We start from the raw sequence: 19,173 nt of genomic DNA, 5'->3' as shown, positions 1-19,173 counted from the left end.
TCCCCCCCCCCCCCCCCCCCCCCCCTCTCCCCCCCCCCCCCCTTCCCCCTCCCCCCCCCCCCCCCCCCCCCCCCCCCCCCCCCCCCCCCCCGGCGCCGTCAGCCGCACGGTGCCGCCCACCGTCCTCAACGGCAGAGGCGGCCGGCCCTCAACGGCAGAGGCGGCCGGCCCTCAGCGGCGGTGACGGCCAGCCCTCAGCGGCGGTGGCGGCCGGCGCTGCGGCCGGGCGCCGGGACCACGCCCGGGGCGGGGAGGAACAGCCGGGCGACCTCGCGGCCCAGGTTCACGCCGATCGCCACCGCCATCGCCGTGGCCGTGGCACGCCCGACGCCGACGAGCCCGATCTCGGGCTCGCCCCGGACGAAGGCGAGCAGCCCGAAGTACAGCAACGAGCCGGGCAGCAGCGGCCCCAGTGCCGCGGTGACGTACGGCAGCGAGGAGCTTCCCCGGTAGCGGGCCATGAGCTGGCCGGACAGGCCCACCAGCCCGGCGGCGAGGCCGGTGGCCATGATGGGCTCGCCGCCGGCGTTGACCAGCACGCCGTACGTCGTCCAGCCGACCCCGCTGTTGAGCAGGACGGCCGGCAGCGTGCCCGGCTCGGTGTTGAGCAGCACCGCGAAGGTCAGGGTGAGCAGGAGCGCCGCCACCAGTTGGAGCGGCGGGTTCGACGCCGCGACCGGGACGGGCCGGGCCGCCAGGTCGGCGCCGTTGTTGACGCCGATGTAGAGCACGGTCATCACCCCGACCACCACGCCGGCCATCATGTACAGCGTTTCCATCAGACGTGCGGCCGCGGTGAGGTAGAAGCCCGCGAGGCCGTCCTGCGCCGCCGCCACCATGGGCCATCCGGGCAGGAGCGTGTAGAGCCCTCCGGTGATCACCACCGATCCGCCCAGGTTCAACCCGTTGAAGGACAGCAGGATGCCGATCGCCGCCGCCGGGGTCGCGGCCGTCGCGATCCGGTAGAACTCCGGGAGGTCGTGGCGTCCGACCAGCGCCGCGAGCCGGTCGCCGGCCAGTGCCGCGGCGACGGCGCTGACGAACACCAGCCAGGCCCGGGCGTCGGCCCGGCCGCCGACCAGCAGCGTCGCGGCGCCGGCCAGCAGGCCGGAGGACAGGACCAGGAGCCAGGCGGGGTAGCGGCGGCAGTGCCGGCGCACGGCCCTCAGCCGGTGGTGGGCGTCGTCGACGACGAGTCCGCCGGTCGTGATCTCGGTGACCAGCCGGAAGAGCACGGCCAGCCGCGCGTAGTCCCCGGCCGGGTGGCGCACGGACCGCTCGACCGTCACGGGTGGCTCCGAGGGGCCCGGCTGGTACGAGATCGCCACCCGGGTGAAGGTGACCTGGGGGTCGCAGGGCTGGGCCCGGTAGGCCTGCGCGACGGCGAGCATGGCGGCCTCGACGTCCTCAGCGGCCTCGCCGCAGGCCAGCATCAGCTCGCCCACCAGCAGCGCGAGGTCCAGGACGGCGGCCACCGCGGCCGGCCCCGGGTCGTCCGCGCCGGGTTCGCCGGTCACCAGCGGACGGTCGGTGGTCGGGGTGCGCAGCAGCGGCAGCATCAGGTCCGGCCAGGCCGCCGTGCCGTCGGCATCGGCGGATCCGCTCTCCGCCCCGGGCGGCGCCGGCCGGCCGGGAGCTCGGCCCTCCCCCGGAACTCGACCTTCCCCGGGGGCGGGGGCGGCCCCGGGGGCCCCCTCCGGACTCGACTGGGGCGGGACTCTTCCGGTCCGGCTCGCCGGCCCGTCCGCCTCGGCCCGCACGCCGAACTGCTCGTGTTCCGGCATCGTCGCTCCCTGCAACACCCCCCACCTGATGACCTTTCGCACCCATTCGACTACCCGCAGCCATCATTTCGTGAACGTCTCGACCGGAGCGCGGGGGTCCGTTCACGCCCGCCGTTCGTGGGCCGACCCGCCGCGTCCAGGCCGGGGTCCGGGGAGATTCCGCAGTTCAGCGGCCTGACACCGGGGCCTGAGAGGGCGAACGGCCATCGAACCGGGGCCGTCCGGGTGAAGCCCGGGACGGAGGGCGAGCCCCGTCCGGCCGTCCCGCCGCCACGGGATATGGCTATCGGGACACACGATCGGAGCGGACGGGAGGAGCGGCGTGCGGCTGTCGAGGTGGAGGGCGCGGGCCGGGCGGCGGGCGGAGCGGGCCGCCCGGAACACGGCGGTCGCGCTGGACCGGCGGCTGCCGCTGTTCGACGGGGCCAAGGGCCTGCTCCGGAAGGTCTTTCCCGACCACTGGTCCTTCCTGCTCGGCGAGTTGGCGCTCTACACCTTCGTGCTGCTGCTGTTGACCGGCGTCTTCCTGACGTTGTTCTTCACACCGTCCATGGCCGAGATCGTGTACGCCGGAACGTACCCGCCGCTTCGCGGGGTGCGGATGTCCCAGGCGTACGCCTCGACGCTGTCGATCAGTTTCGACGTGCGCGGCGGCCTGCTGATCCGCCAGATCCACCACTGGGCGGCGCTGGTGTTCACCGCCGCGATCTGTGCGCACCTGCTGCGCATCTTCCTCACCGGCGCGTTCCGCCGCCCCAGGGAGGTCAACTGGCTGGTGGGACTGACGCTGTTCCAGCTCGCCCTGCTGGAGGGTTTCGCGGGCTACTCGCTGCCCGACGACCTGCTCTCCGGCACCGGCCTGCGCACGGCCCAGGGCTTCATCCTGTCGGTCCCGCTGGTCGGCACCTACCTGAGCTTCTTCCTCTTCGGCGGGGAGCTTCCCGGGCACGACATCATCCCCCGCCTGTACAGCGCGCACATCCTGCTGCTGCCCGGTCTCCTGCTCGGCCTGATCACCGCGCACCTGATCCTGGTCTTCCACCTCAAGCACACCCAGTGGGCCGGGCCCGGACGCACCGACCGCAACGTCGTCGGGAAGCCCCTCTTCCCGCACTTCAGCGTCCAGACGGCGGGCCTGATGGCGATGGTCTTCGGGGTGCTGGCGCTGGCCGCCGCCCTCGCCCAGGTGAACCCGATCTGGCTGTACGGGCCCTACCGCCCCGACCAGGACTCCACCGACGCGCAGCCGGACTGGTACATGGGGTTCATCGAGGGCGCGCTGCGGCTGATGCCCGGGGCCGAGACGCGGCTGTGGGGCCACACCGTCGCCTGGAACCCGCTGATCCCGGCCGTGCTGTTCCCGCTGCTGTTCTTCGCCGCCCTGTACGGCTATCCGTTCTTCGAGCGCTGGATCACCCCGGGCAGCGGCGAGCAGCACCTGTGCGACCGCCCCCGCAACCGGCAGACCCGGACGGCGCTGGGTGTCGCCGGGACGTGCTTCTACGTCGTCCTGCTGGTCGCCGGCGGCCAGGACGTCGTCGCCCGGGCACTGGACGTGCCGGTGGAGGGCCTGAACCGGTTCCTGCGGGTGGGTCTGTTCGTCGGGCCGGTGGCGGCCTTCTGGATCACCCGGCGCCTGTGCCTGGCCTTGCAGGAGCGGGACCTCGAACGGGTGACGGAGGGCGACGAGACCGGGTTCGTGCACGAGGCCGTCGAGGGCGCCTTCCACGGCGAGCACCGGCCGCTTCCCACCGGCCTGCGCTACACGCTGGCCCTGCGCGACGCCCCGCTTCCCCTGCCGGCGCCGGGCGAGGGCGCCTCGCGGCGCGCACGGCTGCGGGCCGCCCTGAGCTCCTGGTACTACCGGGACAACGTGGAGACGGCGGTGGACGAGCCGCGGCCGGGGCCGCTCGCGTCCACCGACGCGGGACGCTCCGAGCGGTGACGACCGACCGCTCACCACTCAGCGCTCACCGCCAACCGGCCGGACTCACTGCGCGCGCTGGGCGTGCTGGAAGACGAAGCCCAGGACGCCGGCGCCCGTCACACCCGCTCCGATGAGGAAGAGCCACAAGGCGTACACCAGCCCCAGCCCGGTGACCGCGACGCCGGCCGCGGTGAGCAGCGGGTAGTAGCTGCGCGGTGCGAAGAACTCCAGCGGCCCGGCGCCGGTGACGATCTCGGCGTCGGTGCGGTCCTGCGGCCGACGGCCGCGGCGGGAGTACTGGGTCCGGAAGAAGAACGCGATCAGCGTGGACATCATGAAGGCCACGACCAGCGCCGCCTTGCCGGCCGGCTCCCGGGCGAACCAGCCGTAGATCGAAGCGGCGACGGCGAAGAACAGCGCGACGCCCGCGAACAGGTAGGACTCGGTCTTCACCGCGCGTTCTCCTCGCCTTCGAGCGCCGTGCGCGAATACTCCGGGTGGTGCAGGTCGAAGGCCGGGCCTTCGGAGCGGATGCGGGGCAGGGCGTGGAAGTTGTGGCGCGGCGGCGGGCAGGAGGTCGCCCATTCCAGGGAGCGCCCGTAACCCCACGGGTCGTCCTCGGTGACCCGGACCCCGTACCTGGCGGTGCGCCACACGTTGTACAGGAAGGGCAGGGTCGACGCGCCCAGCAGGAACGCACCGACCGAGGAGACGGTGTTCAGGGTGGTGAAGCCGTCCGAGGGCAGGTAGTCGGCGTAGCGGCGCGGCATGCCCTGGGCCCCGAGCCAGTGCTGCACGAGGAAGGTGATCTGGAACGCGGGCAGCAGCATCCAAAAGTGGATCCTTCCGAGGCGTTCGTCCAGCAGCCGGCCGGTGATCTTGGGCCACCAGAAGTAGAAGCCGGCGAACATCGCGAACACGACCGTCCCGAAGAGGACGTAGTGCAGGTGGGCGACCACGAAGTAGCTGTCGGTGACGTGGAAGTCGATCGGGGGCGCGGCCAGCAGGACGCCGGTCAGCCCGCCGAGGAGGAAGGTCACCAGGAAGCCGAGGGAGAACAGCATGGGTGTCTCGAAGGAGAGCGAGCCGTTCCACAGGGTGCCGATCCAGTTGAAGAACTTCACCCCGGTCGGCACCGCGATGAGCAGCGAGGCCAGGGAGAAGAACGGCAGCAGCACCTGGCCGGTGGCGAACATGTGGTGGGCCCAGACGACCGCGGACAGCGCGGTGATCGCGATCGTGGCACCGATCAGTCCGTAGTAGCCGAAGACCGGCTTGCGGCTGAACACCGGGATGACCTCGGAGATGATGCCGAAGAACGGCAGCGCCACGATGTACACCTCGGGGTGGCCGAAGAACCAGAACAGGTGCTGCCACAGCATCGCCCCGCCGTTGGCCGGGTCGAAGACGTGGGCGCCCAGCTTGCGGTCCGCCTCCAGCGCGAACAGCGCCGCGGTCAGCGGGGTGAAGGCGAGCAGCGCGAGGATCGAGGTGAACAGCACGTTCCAGGTGAAGACCGGCATCCGGAACAGCGTCATGCCCGGTGCCCGCAGGCAGACGATGGTGGTGATGAAGTTGACGGCTCCCAGGATCGTGCTCAGACCCGCCACGATCAGCCCCACGGCCCACAGGTCGGCGCCCGTTCCCGGGCTGTGGAGCGGCCCGTTCAGCGGGGCGTAGGCGAACCAGCCGAACGACGCGGCGCCGTCGGTGGTCAGGAAGCCCCCGACCACCATCAGGCCGCCGAACAGGTACACCCAGTACGTGAACGCGTTCAGCCGGGGGAACGCCACGTCCGGGGAACCGATCTGCAGCGGCATCACGGCGTTCGCGAAACCGGCGAACGTCGGTGTGGCGAACAGCAGCATCATGATCGTCCCGTGGATGGTGAACAACTGGTTGTACTGCTCGTTGCTCACCACCTGCAGTCCCGGCCGCATGAGCTCCGCGCGCATGAGCATCGCCAGCAGCCCGGCGAACAGGAAGAACCCGAACGCCGTCGTCAGGTACAGGTTGCCGATGGCCTTGTGGTCGGTCGTGCTCAACCACCGCAGCACCGCCGAGCCTTGACGCCGGCGGGCCACGCCGGGCGCCGGGCGGGCGGCGGCCCGCCGCCGGGTCTGCGCCATCCGCTTCCTCCTCCTGCCGGGGCCCGCCCGTACCCGCAGGGGAAAGACGCGGAGACGCTCGCCGGGACACACGCTGTGTCGCCATGCAATCACCCGCCGTCGCGCGGGCCCCTGAACCGGAGTCGGCGTGGCGGCCCCGACCGGGCGCGGATGACGAAGTCGGCGCACTGGTGCGATCCGGTGGGGCGCCGTCCCAGGTCAGCCACGAGTCAGCCGCAGGTCTGCGGCGGATCAGCCGCGGGTCAGCCGCGGGTCTGCGGCGGATCAGCCGCGGGTCAGCCGCGAGGCGTCGAACTCGGCCCAGATCGTCTTCCCGTGGCTGTGCGGTTCGGCGCCCCACCGGTCGGCGGTCCGCTCCACGATGAACAGGCCGTGGCCGCCGGGGAGGGCCGGGTTGTGCGGGCGGCGCGGGGTGGGCAGGGTCGGGCTACGGTCGCTGACCTCGGCCCGCAGGCGGATCCCGGTGGCGTCCAGGACCAGTTCCAGCGGGCCGTCGCCGTGGAGCATGGCGTTGGCGACGAGTTCCGCCACCAGCAGGACGACGTCCGCGAGGGCGCCTTCGCCGGCGCCGGGCCCGGCGGCGGACGCGTACCAGTCGTCGAGGGCGCGGGCGGTGAAGGTCCTGGCGTGGGCGACCGGTTTGGGGATGCCGGACAGGGTCAGCCGCCTGCGCTGGCCGCCGACGGGCAGCACCGGGCCCGGCTGGTGCGGGTCGCCGTCCAGGGTTCCCCGGCTCATCGTCATGTGAGGACACCCTTTCGGATCGACGGCGGTCTCGCACGGTCGGTTTCCCGGCAGTTCTCGGATTATGCCCCGTGCCGGCGTCGAACCGGGGCCGGGGCGGCCGGCCCCGGGCCGAGGCCCTGGCGGCCCGAGCCGGGGCGGTCAGGCCGCCAGGGCCTCGTCGACCGAGTCGTGGATGGAGAACACCGCCTGCGCGCCCGTCAGTTCGAGGACCCGCATGACGGTGGGCGCCACGGCGGCCAAGTGCAGGTCCAGCCCCTCCTCCGCCGCCGCGAGGCGGGTCTTGAGCAGGAGGTTCAGGCCGGAGGAGTCGCAGAAGCCCACCCCGGCGAGGTCGATCACCACCGCGCCGCGGCGCTGCGCGATCACGCTGGTGAGCAGGTTGGCGGCCGAGGCGAGCGTCTCGATGTCGAGGTCGCCCACGAGGGCGCACACCACCGCGCCGGAGGCCGTGGCACGGGTCTCGACCACCAGTTCCGCGGGCCGCGGGGACGCTGCCGGCGCGGCGGCCGCCCGAATGTCGTCGATTGGCATCATCGTCGTCTCCTCCATGTCCATGCCTTCCGACCATACGGAGGTTGTGCCGGACTGCCAAACACGGGGGTGTGCGCCCGGTTTGGTCCTCCCCGGGGCTCGTGTGGCCATGCATGCTCAGTCGTCCTCCAGCCCGTCGCGCAGGTGCCGCAGGGTGCGGCTGAGCAGTCGGGAGACGTGCATCTGGGACAGCCCGAGGCGGGCGCCGATCTGCGACTGCGTCATGTCCTCGCAGAAGCGCATGGACAGGATGAGCCGTTGCCGCTCCGGCAGGTCGGCGATGAGCGGCTTGAGCGTCACCAGGTCCTCGACGAGGGCGAGGTCCCGGTCGTCCTCGCCGAGCCGGTCGCCCAGGGGGCCGGGGGCGTCGTCGTCGTTGCTGCCGCCGAGGTCCAGGGAGCCGGCGGTGTGCGCGTTCGCGGCGGTCAGCCCTTCGACGACCTCCTCGGGGGAGAGCGCGAGGTGCTCGGCGAGTTCGGCGACCGTGGGGGCCCGGTCCAGGTCCTGCGACAGGCGTTCCTGCGCCTTGGCCAGGAGGATGCGCAGTTCCTGGAGGCGCCGCGGCACGTGGACGGCCCACGTGGTGTCGCGGAAGTGGCGCCGGATCTCGCCGAGGACGGTCGGTATGGCGAAGGTGGTGAACTCGACGCCGAGGTCGGGGTCGAAGCGGTCGATGGCCTTGATCAGGCCGACCGCGCCGACCTGGAGCAGGTCCTCCTGCGGCTCGCGGTGCGAGTTGAAGCGGCGGACCGCGAACCTCACCAGGGACAGGTTCGTCTCGACCAGGGTGGCGCGGACGTAGGAGTACTCCTTCGTCCCCTCCTCCAGCGTGCGGAGCCGGCGCAGCAGCACCTTGTTGAGCTCGCGCGCGTCGGCCGGCGCGATCTCCCGCAGGTCACCGGCGTCGGCGAGCTCCGGCGGGAGCAGGTCCCGAAGCCCTCCGGCGTCGGCGGGTTCCGGCAACGGCAGGTCCCGGGGCTCTCCGGCAGGAGCGGCCGTGCGGGACGGACCTCCCGTCGACGGGTGGGCGGAGGCGGGCAGTTCCCCAGTGGTCGTGGCCATCGGACTCCCTCTCTCGTGCTCTCTCGTGTCGGCGCGGTCTGCCCCCCGGTACCCCGTGTCGGCGGATCGATGCAGCCGCCCCCCGTGGAGGTTTCGTGAAGCCCGCACCGGCGCCGGGGCGCGGACGCGCGTCCGGGCGACGGGCGGGGCGTACGACCGGGTGGCGACCGTTGTCCGGCGGTGTGCGGGCTGGGGTAGCCTCCGAGGGCGGTACAACACCTGGAACGACGGCCAGGTCCCCCGACCCGTCCTTCGGGGTGCCCACGACCGGATTCGGGCCAGTCGGCCCGGCGTTCCACGGAGGCGACGTTCGATGGCTGGCCCGACCACGTCCCGCGACTCACAGCACCACCCGGACGAGGGGGCGGGCGCCGCGCAGGTGGGCGAGCCGGAACTGCGGCTGCTGCTGGCCGGGTTGACGGCGGTGCGCGACGGCGATTTCAGCACCAAGCTGCCGGGCGACGCGGACGGGCTGCTGGGCGAGATCGCCACGGTGTTCAACGGCATGGTCGACCAACTGTCGCGGTTCACCTCGGAGGTGACCAGGGTCGCCCGGGAGGTCGGCACCGAGGGCCGGCTCGGCGGCCAGGCCCAGGTGCCCGGGGTGTCGGGCACCTGGGAGGACCTGACCGACTCGGTCAACGCGATGGCGGGCAATCTCACCACCCAGGTGCGGGACATCGCCCAGGTCGCCACCGCGGTGGCCAAGGGGGACCTGTCGCAGAAGATCACCGTCGACGCCCGGGGCGAGATCCTGGAGCTGAAGAACACCGTCAACACGATGGTCGACCAGCTGTCCTCGTTCGCCGGTGAGGTGACCCGGGTGGCGCGGGAGGTCGGTACCGAGGGCATCCTGGGCGGCCAGGCCGACGTCAAGGGCGTCTCGGGGACGTGGCGCGACCTCACGGACTCGGTGAACTTCATGGCCGGCAACCTCACCGGCCAGGTCCGCGCGATCGCCCAGGTGGCCACGGCGGTCGCGCGCGGGGACCTGTCGCAGAAGATCACCGTCACCGCGCGCGGCGAGATCCTGGAACTGAAGGAGACCATCAACACGATGGTCGACCAGCTGTCCTCCTTCGCCGACGAGGTGACCAGGGTCGCCCGGGAGGTCGGCACCGAGGGCCGGCTCGGCGGCCAGGCCGAGGTGGAGGGCGTCTCCGGCACCTGGAAGCGCCTCACCGAGAACGTCAACGAGCTGGCCGGCAACCTCACCCGGCAGGTCCGCGCGATCGCCGAGGTCACCAGCGCCGTCGCCGCCGGCGACCTCACGCGCTCGATCAGCGTGGACGCCTCCGGCGAGGTCGCCGACCTCAAGGACAACATCAACGCCATGGTCGGGTCCCTGCGCGAGACCACCCGCGCCAACGAGGAGCAGGACTGGCTCAAGACCAACCTCGCCAGCTTCTCGGCCCTGATGCAGGGCCGGCGCGACCTCGGGGTCGTCGCCGAGTCCGTCATGGACGAACTCGCCCCCCTCGTCGGCGCGCAGTGCGGCGTCTTCTACCTCGCCGAGGACAGCCCCGTCGGGACGGTGCTCCAGCTGGTCGGCTCCTACGCCTTCCCCGACGGCGAGCGCCCCACCCGCTTCCGCCTCGGCGAGTCGTTCGTCGGCCAGGCCGCCCGCAGCCGGCGCGCCATCACCGTCGACGCCCTGCCGCCGGACTACCTGGCCGCCGCCTCCGGCCTCGGCCGCACCGGGGCGCTGTCCCTGGTGGTGCTGCCCATCGTGGTCGAGGACCAGGTCCTCGGCGTCATCGAACTGGCCTCCGTCCGGCCGTTCACCCAGGTCCACCTGGACTTCCTCGACCAGCTCATGGAGACCATCGGCGTCAACGTCAACACCATCATCGCCAACGCCCGCACCGACGAGCTGCTCGACGAGTCCCAGCGGCTCACCGCCGAACTCCAGGTCCGCTCACAGGAGTTGCAGTCACGCCGGGACGAGTTGCAGGCCTCCAACGCCGAGCTGGAGGAGAAGGCCGACCTGCTGGCGGCGCAGAACCGCGACATCGAGACCAAGAACCTGGAGATCGAACAGGCCCGCCAGGAACTGGAGGAGCGCGCCCACCAGCTGTCCCTCGCCTCGAAGTACAAGTCGGAGTTCCTGGCCAACATGAGCCACGAACTGCGCACGCCGCTCAACAGCCTGCTCATCCTCGCCCAGCTGCTCGCCCAGAACCCCACCCGCAACCTGACCGCCAAGCAGGTCGAGTACGCCGGGATCATCCACTCCGCCGGCTCCGACCTGCTCCAGTTGATCAACGACATCCTCGACCTGTCCAAGGTCGAGGCCGGAAAGATGGACCTCAACGTCGAGGCGGTGCCGCTGCGCGCGCTGCTCGACTACGTCGAAGCCACCTTCCGCCCGCTGACCAGCCAGAAGAACCTCGCCTTCACGGTGCGGACGGTCCAGCAGATCCCCGCCGAACTCCTCACCGACGACTACCGGTTGCGCCAGGTGCTGCGCAACCTGCTGTCCAACGCCGTCAAGTTCACCGAGCAGGGCCGGGTCGAACTGCGCATCGAGCCCGCCGACGAGACCGACCTGCCCGACGCCGTCCGGCGCGGCGGCCCGGTGCTCGCCTTCCACGTGAGCGACACCGGAGTCGGCATCGCCCCCCAGCACGTGGAGAGCGTCTTCGGCGCCTTCCAGCAGGCCGACGGCACCACCAGCCGCAAGTACGGCGGCACCGGCCTCGGGCTGTCCATCAGCCGCGAGATCGCCTACCTGCTCGGCGGCGCGATCACGGTGGAGAGCACCCTGGGGCGGGGCAGCACCTTCACCCTCTACGTCCCCGCGACCCGCCCCGACCTGGCCGAGACCGGCGCCGACGGGGCCCGCAGGACGCTGGGCACCGGTGGCACCGGCCCGTCCGAGGCCCCGGAGCGCGCCCCCTCGCCTCCCGCCGCCGGTCAGCCGCGGCGCCTGCTCGTGGTCGAAGGCCGCCCCAACGGCCTGCTGTCCCTGGTGGCGGAGAACGCCGTCGCCGACGTCGCCCGCTCCGCCGGCGCGCAGCGCCGGGTCGAGATAGTCACCACGGTCGGTGCCCCGGAGGCCGCCACTGCGCTCGCCACCGCCCCGTACCACTGCGTCGTCCTGGAACTCGACCTGCCGGACAGCGCGGCGGCCACGCTCCTGGCGGAGATGGAACGCGACCCGGCCCTGCACACCGTCCCGGTGCTGGCCCACAACAGCCGGGGCGTCACCACCGACGACGAGCACGCCGTCCGCCCGGAGGGGGAGCGGCCGCTGGAGCTCATCTCCAGCCTCGACGAGCTGCGCGAACGCATCGCCCTCCACATGAGCGCCGACGGGCCCGGGCGCGCCCTGCCCCCGGTGCGCCGCACGGACGGGAACCCCGCCCGGGGCCGCGGGGCCGACCCGGTGCTCTCCGGCCGCACCGCGCTGGTGGTCGACGACGACGACCGCAACCTCTTCGCGATCACCAGCATCCTGGAGCTGCGCGGCATGCGGGTCCTCCAGGCCGAGAACGGGCTCGCCGCGCTCCAAGCCCTCCGCGCGCACCCCGGGATCGACGTGATCCTGATGGACGTGATGATGCCCGAGATGGACGGCTACACCGCCACCGCGGCGATCCGCGCCATGCCCGAGCACGAGGGGCTGCCGATCATCGCGGTCACCGCCAAGGCCATGATCGGCGACCGGGAGAAGAGCCTGGCCTCGGGAGCCAGCGACTACATCACCAAGCCGGTCGACGCCGACGAGGTGATCGGCAGGATCAGGGACCACCTCAGCCGGTAGTCGCCCTGTCCCATGCCCCCGTGTCCCCCCGCGCCCACCCCGACAGTCCAGACTTCAGGAGCCGACAGCCGTGCACCATCCGCAGGAGCCGCGCGCCACGGACCGTCCCGCAGCGGTCGGACCGGCCGACACGCCGAGGGTCGGAGCGCAGCGGAGCGCTGCCGAGGCGCAGGCAGCGGCCCGGGCCCGCTCCGAAGGCGAGTCCGCGGCGGTCGACCGGCTCGCCACCACGGTGGAGCGGCTCAGGCTGGAACTGGAACAGGCCCAGGCCCAGGCGGCGGGCCGCGCCGTCGTCGAGATGGGCGTCGGAGTGCTGGTGGAGCGCCTGCGGTGCGGGCCCACCGAGGCCGCCAGGCAGCTGGAGAGCCTCGCGGAGCAGGCCGGGGTGACGGTCCTGGCGCTCGCCGCCGACCTGGTCAACCAGGCCGCGGCGGACGAGATCTCCGCCCTCGCCCGCGAGTTCGTCGCGGACGCCTCGGCTCCCCCGGCCGAAGCGGTGGCCGTGCGGCTGCGCAGTGCCGAGGCGGACGTGCTCGCGAGCGGTGACGCGGCGGCGGCGGCGCGTTCCATGCTGGAGCACGCGCTGCGACCGCTCGGCGTGGCCGCCGTCGCCATCTGGGCCGCCCACCCGGACCTCTCCCTGTCGCTGGCGGGCAGCGCCGGTTTCCCCGAGGAGGAGGCACGCCGCTGGCGCCACGTCCCGCCGGGCGTGCCGACCCCCGCCCGCCGGGCCCTGGACGAGCGGGCGGCGGTCGGCTACCCGACGCTCGCCGGCGCCTCGCTGCCCTCGATCGGCCAGCACGAGATCCACGGCGGTCGGCTCGCCGTCCCGGCCGGCGTCGGCGGGCGACTCATCGGCGTCCTGGAGATCTGCTGGCCCGACCCGCTGCCCGAGCGCTCCCAGCCGCTCCAACGCCAGTTCGAGGCGCTCGCCGAGCTGGCCGCCACCACGCTGGAGTCCTGGAGCGGGCAGGAGCCCTCCGCCTGCGACCCGGCCGACGCGCAGTTCGGCGAACTGCGGCAGCTCACCGACGGCCTGCTCGACCCGTGCATGATCCTGCGGGCGGCGCCGGACGGCGACGAGTTCCCGCCCCGGTTCGTGATCCGGCACCTCAACCCGGCCTTCGTCGACTTCGCCGGCCGGCCCACCGGCGTGATCACCGGCACCCGCCTGCTGGAGGCGTACCCGCTGGCGGGCGAACCGGGCGGCCTGGCCGACAAGGTCGAACACGTCTTCGCCACCGGAGAACCCTTCCGCGCCCAGGACATGCGCCTCGCCGCCCTGGTCGACGGAGTACCGCTGACCACCCGGGCGCAGGTGAGCATCAGCCGGCACGGCAGCCACCTCGCGGTCGTCTGGCGCCTCGACGACGGCACCCCGCGCGTCGCCCGCCTGCTGCAGCACGCCCAGCGGCTCGGCCGGATCGGCGGGTTCGAGGAGAACCTGCGGACCCGGCAGATCGCCTGGAACGAGACGGTGTTCGAACTGCACGGGCTGCCGCCCACCGCCGCGCCCCTGGCCCTCGACCAGCTCCCCGACCACGCCCACCCGGACGACCGCCACGCCATCGACCGGTTCCTGCGCACCCTCCTGCACCACCAGCGCCCGGCCTCCACCGCCTTCCGCCTCCAGCGGCCGGACGGCGTCACCCGCCACATCCGCGTCGTCGCGGAGCCCGTCCGCGATCCCGGCAGCGGTCTCGACGGCGATCCCGGCAGCGCTCCGGACAGCGGTCTCGGCACCGTCCGCGGCGCCTACCAGGACATCTCCGCCCAGCACTGGACGGAGGTCGCACTCGCCGCCACCCGCGACCAGCTCGCGCAGAGCGAACAGCAGGCGGCCGAACGCAGCCGCCTCGCCCTCCAGCTCCAGCACGCCATCATGCCGCCCACCCGGGGCCCGCTGGACCTGCACGACCTGAGCGTCGCCGTGCGCTACCGCCCGGCGGAGAAGGACCACCTGGTCGGCGGGGACTGGTACGACACCCTCGCCCTGCCCTCGGGAGACGTCCTGCTGTGCGTGGGCGACGTCTCCGGGCACGGCATCGAGGCCGCCACCGGCATGGTCGCGCTGCGCAACGCCCTGCGCGGCCTGGCCGCCACCGGCGCCGGGCCGGCCCAGTTGCTGAGCTGGCTCAACAGCGTCACCCACCACCTGACCGACAACGTCACGGCCACCGCGGTGTGCGGCCTCTACGAACCCGCGACCCGCCGGTTGCGGTGGGCCCGCGCCGGGCACCCGCCGCCGGTCCTGCTGCGTGGCGGGCGGGCGGACATCCTGCCCCAGCTGGGCGGCATCCTCCTCGGCGCGATCGGCCACGCCGACTACGAGCAGGGCGAGCTCGTCCTGGAGGCCGGTGACACGCTGGTGATGTACACCGACGGGCTCATCGAGCGCCGCGACGAATCCCTCCAGGCGTCGCTGACCAGCCTGACGGCCCTCGCCGAGGACTCCCGTACCGGGTCGGCCACCGGGTCCGCCACCAGGTCCGCCGCCGGGTCGGCCACCGGCTCGGACACCGGTTCGGCCAACCTCGAAGAGCTCCTGGACCACCTGCTGCGCTACAGCAACGCCGACACCGACGACGACACCTGCCTGGTCGGAGTGATGGTGCGGTAGCGGTCGGACGGGCAGGGCAGGGCAGGGCAGGCGCATGTCCGCGGCGAATCGGGGCAGCCGAGGGACGAATCGACGCGTCCCCTGATCGAGGAGGTCCCCGTGCTCGCCCTGGTCCTGGTCCTGCTGCTCGCCCTGCTCCTGTTCGGCTTCGGCTTCGCCCTGAAGGTGCTGTGGTGGGTCGCCCTCGCGGTCCTCGTCGTCTGGCTCCTGGGCTTCCTCGCCCGCGGCACCACCTCCTCCGGCGGACGGGGCCGCTGGTACCGCTGGTAGCCCGCCGTACGCACGGCCCCGTCGCCGGCCGCCGGGGCGCCCGAGCCGCCGCGCAGCCCCTGCGCGGCGGCTCGCGCGTGCGCGCCTCCCGCACCGCCCCCGGGGGGGCGGAACCGGGCGGGTGTCGCGGGCGCGGGCCGGGGCAGACGCCGGGGCATGAACCCGATCGAACGGGCCTTGCGGGCCGTGGACCGCTTCCAGCAGCGCCGCCGGGTGCCCGCCGTGGTCATCGGCGTCGTGCGCAAGTACGGGGACGACCGGGGCGGGCTGCTGTCCGCCCTGATCACGTACTACGGCTTCGTCGCCCTGATCCCGCTGCTGCTCCTGCTCAGCACCGTTCTCGGCTTCGTCCTGCACGGCCGCCCCGGGGCCCAGCAGTCGGTGCTGAACTCGGCGCTCGCCGACTTCCCGATCATCGGCGACCAACTGCGCCAGAACGTCCACTCCCTCCAGGGCAGCGGTCTGGCACTGGCCATCGGCGCGCTCGGCCTGCTGTACGGGGCGCTCGGCATCACGCAGGTCCTCCAGCACGCCATGGCCGAGGTCTGGAACGTGCCCGGGGTGCAGCGGCCCGGTTACTGGCCCCGGCTGGGGCGCGGCCTGCTGCTGTTCACGGTCCTGGGCGCCGGCCTGGTGCTGGGTACGGCGGCCGCCTCGCTGGTCGGCAGCGCCCTGGGCGGGGTGCCCGCCCGGGTGGGGGGCCTGCTGGTCTCGGCGCTGCTGAACACCGCCCTGTGCCTGGCCTGCTTCCGCGTGCTCACCCCGCGCGAGATCCCGACCCGGGCCCTGCTGCCCGGCTGCGCCGTCGCCGGGCCGCTGTTCACCGTCCTCCAGGCGTTCGGTTCGCTCCTGGTGACCCACGAGCTGCGCCACGCGGGCCAGGTCTACGGCTTCTTCGCGACCGTGATCGGCCTGCTCTCCTGGCTCTACCTGGCCGCGCAGATCACCGTGTACGCCGCCGAGGCCAATGCGGTGCTCGCCCGTCGGCTGTGGCCCCGCAGCCTCCTGCAACCACCGCTCACCGCCGCCGACGAGAAGGTGCTGTCCTCCGTCGCCCGCCAGGAGGAGCGCCGCCCCGAACAGCACGTCGAGGTCTCCTTCCACGACGGGGAGCGGCCCGGCGGGGCCGGTGACGACGGGCCGCGCGGCCCGTCGTCCCCCGACGCCCGGTGACACCGCCTGCGGCTACCGCCGGCCCCCGCTTCGCCCGTCCCGGCCCGGGCGGCGCGGCTCGCTCGCCGGGGCGGCGGTCGCGGGCCGGTACACGGTGAGCCCGGCCGGGACCTTGGACAGTCGCAGGGCGCCGCGCGCGGGGACGCTCTCGCCGTCGACGGCGATGCGGGCGGCGTCGCCGAGGGAGTCCAGGTCCAGGGCGCGCAGCCGGACGGCCCGGTAGACCCGGGACCGGTCCAGGGTGCCGGACAGGAAGGCGGCGGCCAGGCGGGTGCGGGCGAAGGGCCGGCCGCCGTCGACGACCCGGACGTCGAGCTGTCCGTCGGCCAGGGCGGCGCGGTGGGTGGGGGCGAAGCCCGCCGGTTCGTACGCCCCGTTGCCGGCGAACAGCAGCCACAGCCGGTGCGGGCGGCCGTCGGCGTGGACGGTGACGGGTTCGGCGGTCGGCAACAGCTTGGCGACGGCCACCGCGAGGGCCGGCCACTTGCCGATGCGCTTCTCCAACTTCTCCCGCTGGTAGACGAGTTCGGGGTAGATGCCGAGGCTGAAGGTGTTCACGAAGGTCCGGGCGCCGGCGTCGTCGGCGGCCAGGCCCAGGTCCACGCCGACGGCGGTGCCCGCCTGGACGGCCTCGGCGGTGGCCTCGTGGGTGGTGGCGCCGAGGTCGAGGGCGAAGTGGTTGAGGGTGCCGCCGGGGAAGACCGCCAACGGCAGCGCGCGCTCGACGGCCAGCGCCGCGGCCAGGTTGACGCTGCCGTCACCGCCGCACACCCCGAGCGCGCCACCGGCCCTGGCGGCCCGGTCGGCGGCTTCCGTCAGTATCTTCGCCAGGTCGTCCTGCGGCCCGCACACCCGGACGTCCGCCTCGGGCAGCAGGGCGCGCAGCGTCCCGGCCACGTCCTCGGCGGTGGGGGCGAGCGGAGAGCCGCTGCCGGAGCCCGAGTTGACCACCACCGACAGCCCCCTCCCCTGCGGCAGGGCCGGGGCCGGACAGGGGGCCGGGGCGGCGGGCGGCGGCACGTCGGACGAGCGCGGCCACCAGTGCAGGGTCGCGGCGGCGGCCGCCGTACCCAGTGCCGCACCGGCCAGGACGTCGCCCGGGTAGTGCACGCCGGTGTAGACGCGCGAGAGGGCCACCGCCGCCGCGACCGGCGCGACGGCCGCGCCCAGCAGCGGGGACTCGATCGCCACACCGGCGGCGAAGGCGGCCGCGGACGCGGAGTGACCGGAGGGGAAGGAGGTGGTGACGGGCTGGCGCAGCAGCCGGCGCACGGCCGGGACGGCGTCCAGCACCGGGCGGGGCCGGCGGGTGGCGTGCTTGGCGACGGTGTTGGCGGTGGCCGAGGCGATGGCGAGCGAGCCGAGGCCGCGCAGGGCCGCGCGTCGCCCGCGGCGTCCGCCGACCGCGCCGAGGACGGCGGCGGTGCCCATCCACAGCACCCCGTGGTCGGCAGCCCGGCTCAGCGCCCGCAGCCAGGGGCGGGTGCCGTGCAGCGGCGCGGCGGCGACGCGGTCGAAGAGGGCTCGGTCTATGGCGTCCAGTCGGGTGGTCTTCAGTCGCTTCATCCGACGAACCTACGGCGCGCGGGTGACAACGCCGGGGAGGAGGCCGGGGGTGTGTCGCGACGGCCGGCCGTGACGGCCCGCGTACAGGGCCCGGAACTCCCCCAGCAGGGGAGTTCGGTGCGACCGCCGTCCCTTCCCCGCTATCCCGCGTCGCGCGGCGGCAGCCCCCGGGTGATCCGGTCGAACAGCTCGGCCAGCGGCTCGCCGAGGTCCTGGCCGAACTCGGTCAGCCCGTAGGTGACCTGGGGCGGCGTCGTCGGCTCGACCCTCCGCCAGACCAGGCCGTCCTGCACCAGCGCGCGCAGGGTCTGGGCGAGCATCTTCTCGCTGATGCCGCGGATGCTCTCGCGCAGCTCGTAGAACCGCAGGTCGTTGCTCCGCAAGGAGATCAGCACCCAGATGCCCCACCTGCTGGTCACGTGGTCGACCACCTCGCGCGCGGGGCAGTCGGTGTGAAACACCTCATACCGCTTCCCGGCCTCGCCCTGCCTGTCCTGCACACCTACCACCATGCCCCGAGCTTACGTCAAGGTATGTCCTTACCAAGGGTTAGCCCTGGCTCCTAGCGTGAGGACCACCGAGGCCGCAACGGCCACGGCGGACGTCGAACGAGGAGCTGACCATGATCGTGGTGACCGGGGCCACCGGCAATGTGGGCCGACCGCTGACGCGGGCACTGGCCGAGGCGGGCCGACAGGTGACGGCGGTGTCGCGGCACGCGGCGGCGGTGCCGGACGGTGTCCGCCACGTGGCGGCCGACCTGGCCGGGCCGGCCGGCCTCGAACCCGCGCTGGCCGGGGCGGAGGCGCTCTTCCTGCTGCTGTCCGGCGACCTGCACGCCGCCGGGGCCAACCCGGCCGACCTCATCGGCCAGGCCGTGGCCGGCGGGGTCCGCCGGATCGTCCTGCTCTCCTCGCAGGGCGTGGCGACCAGGCCCTTCGGCCCGACGCGGATCGCGATGAGCGAACTGGAGGACGTCCTGCGGGGGTCCGGTGTGGACTGGAGCATCCTGCGGCCGGGCGGCTTCGCCTCCAACGCCCTGTGGTGGGCCGAGTCCGTCCGCGCGCAGCGGGTCGTCGCCGCGCCCTTCGGCGACGTCGGGGTGCCGATCATCGACCCGGCGGACATCGCCGACGTCGCGGCGGCCTGCCTGCTGGAGGACCGGCACAGCGGCGGCGTGTACGAGCTGACCGGCCCGGAGGTGATCACCCCGCGCCGGCAGGCGCAGGCCATCGCGGCCGCCCTGGGCTCGCCGGTGCGGTTCCACGACCTCACCCGCGAGGAGGCCTCCGCCGCCATGGCCCACAGCATGCCGGTGGAGCTCGCCGAGGACACCCTGGACATCCTCGGCTCCCCGAACCCGGCCGAGCTGCGCGTCAGCCCGGACGTGCAACGGGTCCTCGGCACCGCCCCGCGCCCCTTCGCCGACTGGGCCGCCCGCAACGTCGCCGCCTTCCGCTGAGCCTGCCCGAGTGGCCCCGTCGACACCGCGCCGGCTCACGGCTGACGGCCGACTCCGGATGTTCCGGGTGTGGAACCGCCGATCCCGGGCAGACGCCGTCCGGGGCGGACCGAGCCCCCACTACCGAGAGGAGTGA

At 73.6% G+C, this 19,173-nt stretch carries 14 protein-coding genes; 6 read left to right on the top strand and 8 right to left on the bottom strand.

Going from position 1 to position 19,173, the window contains the following annotated elements; all coding sequences use genetic code 11:
- Positions 1–194 precede the first annotated feature (194 nt).
- Positions 195–1,784 (bottom strand): threonine/serine exporter family protein, encoded by a 1,590-nt coding sequence (locus AC07AL_RS25980; protein ID WP_363584369.1) that lies wholly within the window; start codon positions 1,782–1,784, stop codon positions 195–197.
- 322 nt (positions 1,785–2,106) lie between these two features.
- Here AC07AL_RS25980 and qcrB point away from each other — a divergent pair, with 322 nt between their 5' ends.
- Positions 2,107–3,729 carry a cytochrome bc1 complex cytochrome b subunit gene (gene qcrB, locus AC07AL_RS25975; RefSeq protein ID WP_478318359.1) on the top strand — a complete coding sequence of 541 codons (1,623 nt, stop codon included), beginning with the start codon at positions 2,107–2,109 and terminating at the stop codon, positions 3,727–3,729.
- A gap of 45 nt (positions 3,730–3,774) precedes the next feature.
- On the opposite strand, the gene ctaF is transcribed toward qcrB, so the two are convergent.
- From ctaF to AC07AL_RS25950, 5 genes are all read right to left on the bottom strand, one after another.
- Positions 3,775–4,164 (bottom strand): aa3-type cytochrome oxidase subunit IV, encoded by a 390-nt coding sequence (gene ctaF / locus AC07AL_RS25970; protein WP_363584365.1) that lies wholly within the window; start codon positions 4,162–4,164, stop codon positions 3,775–3,777.
- Positions 4,161–5,840, bottom strand: a complete 1,680-nt coding sequence (gene ctaD / locus AC07AL_RS25965; protein WP_363584363.1) for an aa3-type cytochrome oxidase subunit I — start codon at positions 5,838–5,840, stop codon at positions 4,161–4,163. The genes ctaF and ctaD overlap by 4 nt, the downstream gene beginning before the upstream one ends.
- 264 nt (positions 5,841–6,104) lie before the next feature.
- Positions 6,105–6,584 (bottom strand): ATP-binding protein, encoded by a 480-nt coding sequence (locus AC07AL_RS25960; RefSeq protein WP_363622669.1) that lies wholly within the window; start codon positions 6,582–6,584, stop codon positions 6,105–6,107.
- Positions 6,585–6,725: 141 nt separating this feature from the next.
- The gene (locus AC07AL_RS25955; protein WP_363622667.1) at positions 6,726–7,118 is read right to left on the bottom strand and encodes an STAS domain-containing protein; all 393 of its coding nucleotides are present in this window, start codon (positions 7,116–7,118) and stop codon (positions 6,726–6,728) included.
- Positions 7,119–7,235: 117 nt separating this feature from the next.
- Positions 7,236–8,180: an RNA polymerase sigma factor SigF gene (locus tag AC07AL_RS25950; RefSeq protein ID WP_363584357.1), complete on the bottom strand. Its 945-nt coding sequence runs from the start codon at positions 8,178–8,180 to the stop codon at positions 7,236–7,238.
- A gap of 313 nt (positions 8,181–8,493) precedes the next feature.
- Between AC07AL_RS25950 and AC07AL_RS25945 the strand changes: the two genes are divergently transcribed.
- From AC07AL_RS25945 to AC07AL_RS25930, 4 genes are all read left to right on the top strand, one after another.
- Complete coding sequence (locus AC07AL_RS25945; RefSeq protein WP_478318356.1) at positions 8,494–11,946, top strand: HAMP domain-containing protein; 3,453 nt, start codon at positions 8,494–8,496, stop codon at positions 11,944–11,946.
- A 70-nt stretch (positions 11,947–12,016) separates the two neighbouring features.
- Positions 12,017–14,566 carry a SpoIIE family protein phosphatase gene (locus AC07AL_RS25940; protein WP_478318355.1) on the top strand — a complete coding sequence of 850 codons (2,550 nt, stop codon included), beginning with the start codon at positions 12,017–12,019 and terminating at the stop codon, positions 14,564–14,566.
- Between the two features lie 99 nt (positions 14,567–14,665).
- A complete protein-coding gene (locus AC07AL_RS25935) occupies positions 14,666–14,836 on the top strand; it encodes a hydrophobic protein (protein ID WP_331744879.1) in 171 nt (56 codons plus the stop codon).
- 156 nt (positions 14,837–14,992) lie between these two features.
- On the top strand, positions 14,993–16,009 hold the full coding sequence (locus AC07AL_RS25930) for a YihY/virulence factor BrkB family protein (protein ID WP_478318354.1): 1,017 nt from the start codon (positions 14,993–14,995) through the stop codon (positions 16,007–16,009).
- A 12-nt stretch (positions 16,010–16,021) separates the two neighbouring features.
- On the opposite strand, the gene AC07AL_RS25925 is transcribed toward AC07AL_RS25930, so the two are convergent.
- On the bottom strand, positions 16,022–17,575 hold the full coding sequence (locus tag AC07AL_RS25925) for a phosphatase PAP2 family protein (RefSeq protein WP_478318353.1): 1,554 nt from the start codon (positions 17,573–17,575) through the stop codon (positions 16,022–16,024).
- A gap of 140 nt (positions 17,576–17,715) precedes the next feature.
- The gene (locus AC07AL_RS25920; protein WP_363622656.1) at positions 17,716–18,087 is read right to left on the bottom strand and encodes a winged helix-turn-helix transcriptional regulator; all 372 of its coding nucleotides are present in this window, start codon (positions 18,085–18,087) and stop codon (positions 17,716–17,718) included.
- Positions 18,088–18,197: 110 nt separating this feature from the next.
- On the opposite strand from AC07AL_RS25920, the gene AC07AL_RS25915 reads away from it, so the two are divergent.
- Positions 18,198–19,037 (top strand): SDR family oxidoreductase, encoded by an 840-nt coding sequence (locus AC07AL_RS25915; RefSeq protein WP_363622654.1) that lies wholly within the window; start codon positions 18,198–18,200, stop codon positions 19,035–19,037.
- The last annotated feature ends 136 nt before the right edge of the window (positions 19,038–19,173 follow it).

It is taken from the genome of Kitasatospora sp. NPDC043949, from assembly GCF_056435365.1.
Note: the sequence above shows the minus strand (reverse complement) of the source record. Positions and strands in the feature narration are given on the sequence as shown.

Excerpts from the sequence above, each read along its gene's own strand:
- AC07AL_RS25980 (WP_363584369.1), bottom strand. The coding sequence starts at position 1,784 with ATGCCGGAACACGAGCAGTTCGGCGTGCGGGCCGAGGCGGACGGGCCG.
- ctaD (WP_363584363.1), bottom strand. The coding sequence starts at position 5,840 with ATGGCGCAGACCCGGCGGCGGGCCGCCGCCCGCCCGGCGCCCGGCGTG.
- AC07AL_RS25960 (WP_363622669.1), bottom strand. The coding sequence starts at position 6,584 with ATGACGATGAGCCGGGGAACCCTGGACGGCGACCCGCACCAGCCGGGC.
- AC07AL_RS25955 (WP_363622667.1), bottom strand. The coding sequence starts at position 7,118 with ATGCCAATCGACGACATTCGGGCGGCCGCCGCGCCGGCAGCGTCCCCG.
- AC07AL_RS25950 (WP_363584357.1), bottom strand. The coding sequence starts at position 8,180 with ATGGCCACGACCACTGGGGAACTGCCCGCCTCCGCCCACCCGTCGACG.
- AC07AL_RS25945 (WP_478318356.1), top strand. The coding sequence starts at position 8,494 with ATGGCTGGCCCGACCACGTCCCGCGACTCACAGCACCACCCGGACGAG.
- AC07AL_RS25930 (WP_478318354.1), top strand. The coding sequence starts at position 14,993 with ATGAACCCGATCGAACGGGCCTTGCGGGCCGTGGACCGCTTCCAGCAG.
- AC07AL_RS25925 (WP_478318353.1), bottom strand. The coding sequence starts at position 17,575 with ATGAAGCGACTGAAGACCACCCGACTGGACGCCATAGACCGAGCCCTC.
- AC07AL_RS25920 (WP_363622656.1), bottom strand. The coding sequence starts at position 18,087 with ATGGTGGTAGGTGTGCAGGACAGGCAGGGCGAGGCCGGGAAGCGGTAT.
- AC07AL_RS25915 (WP_363622654.1), top strand. The coding sequence starts at position 18,198 with ATGATCGTGGTGACCGGGGCCACCGGCAATGTGGGCCGACCGCTGACG.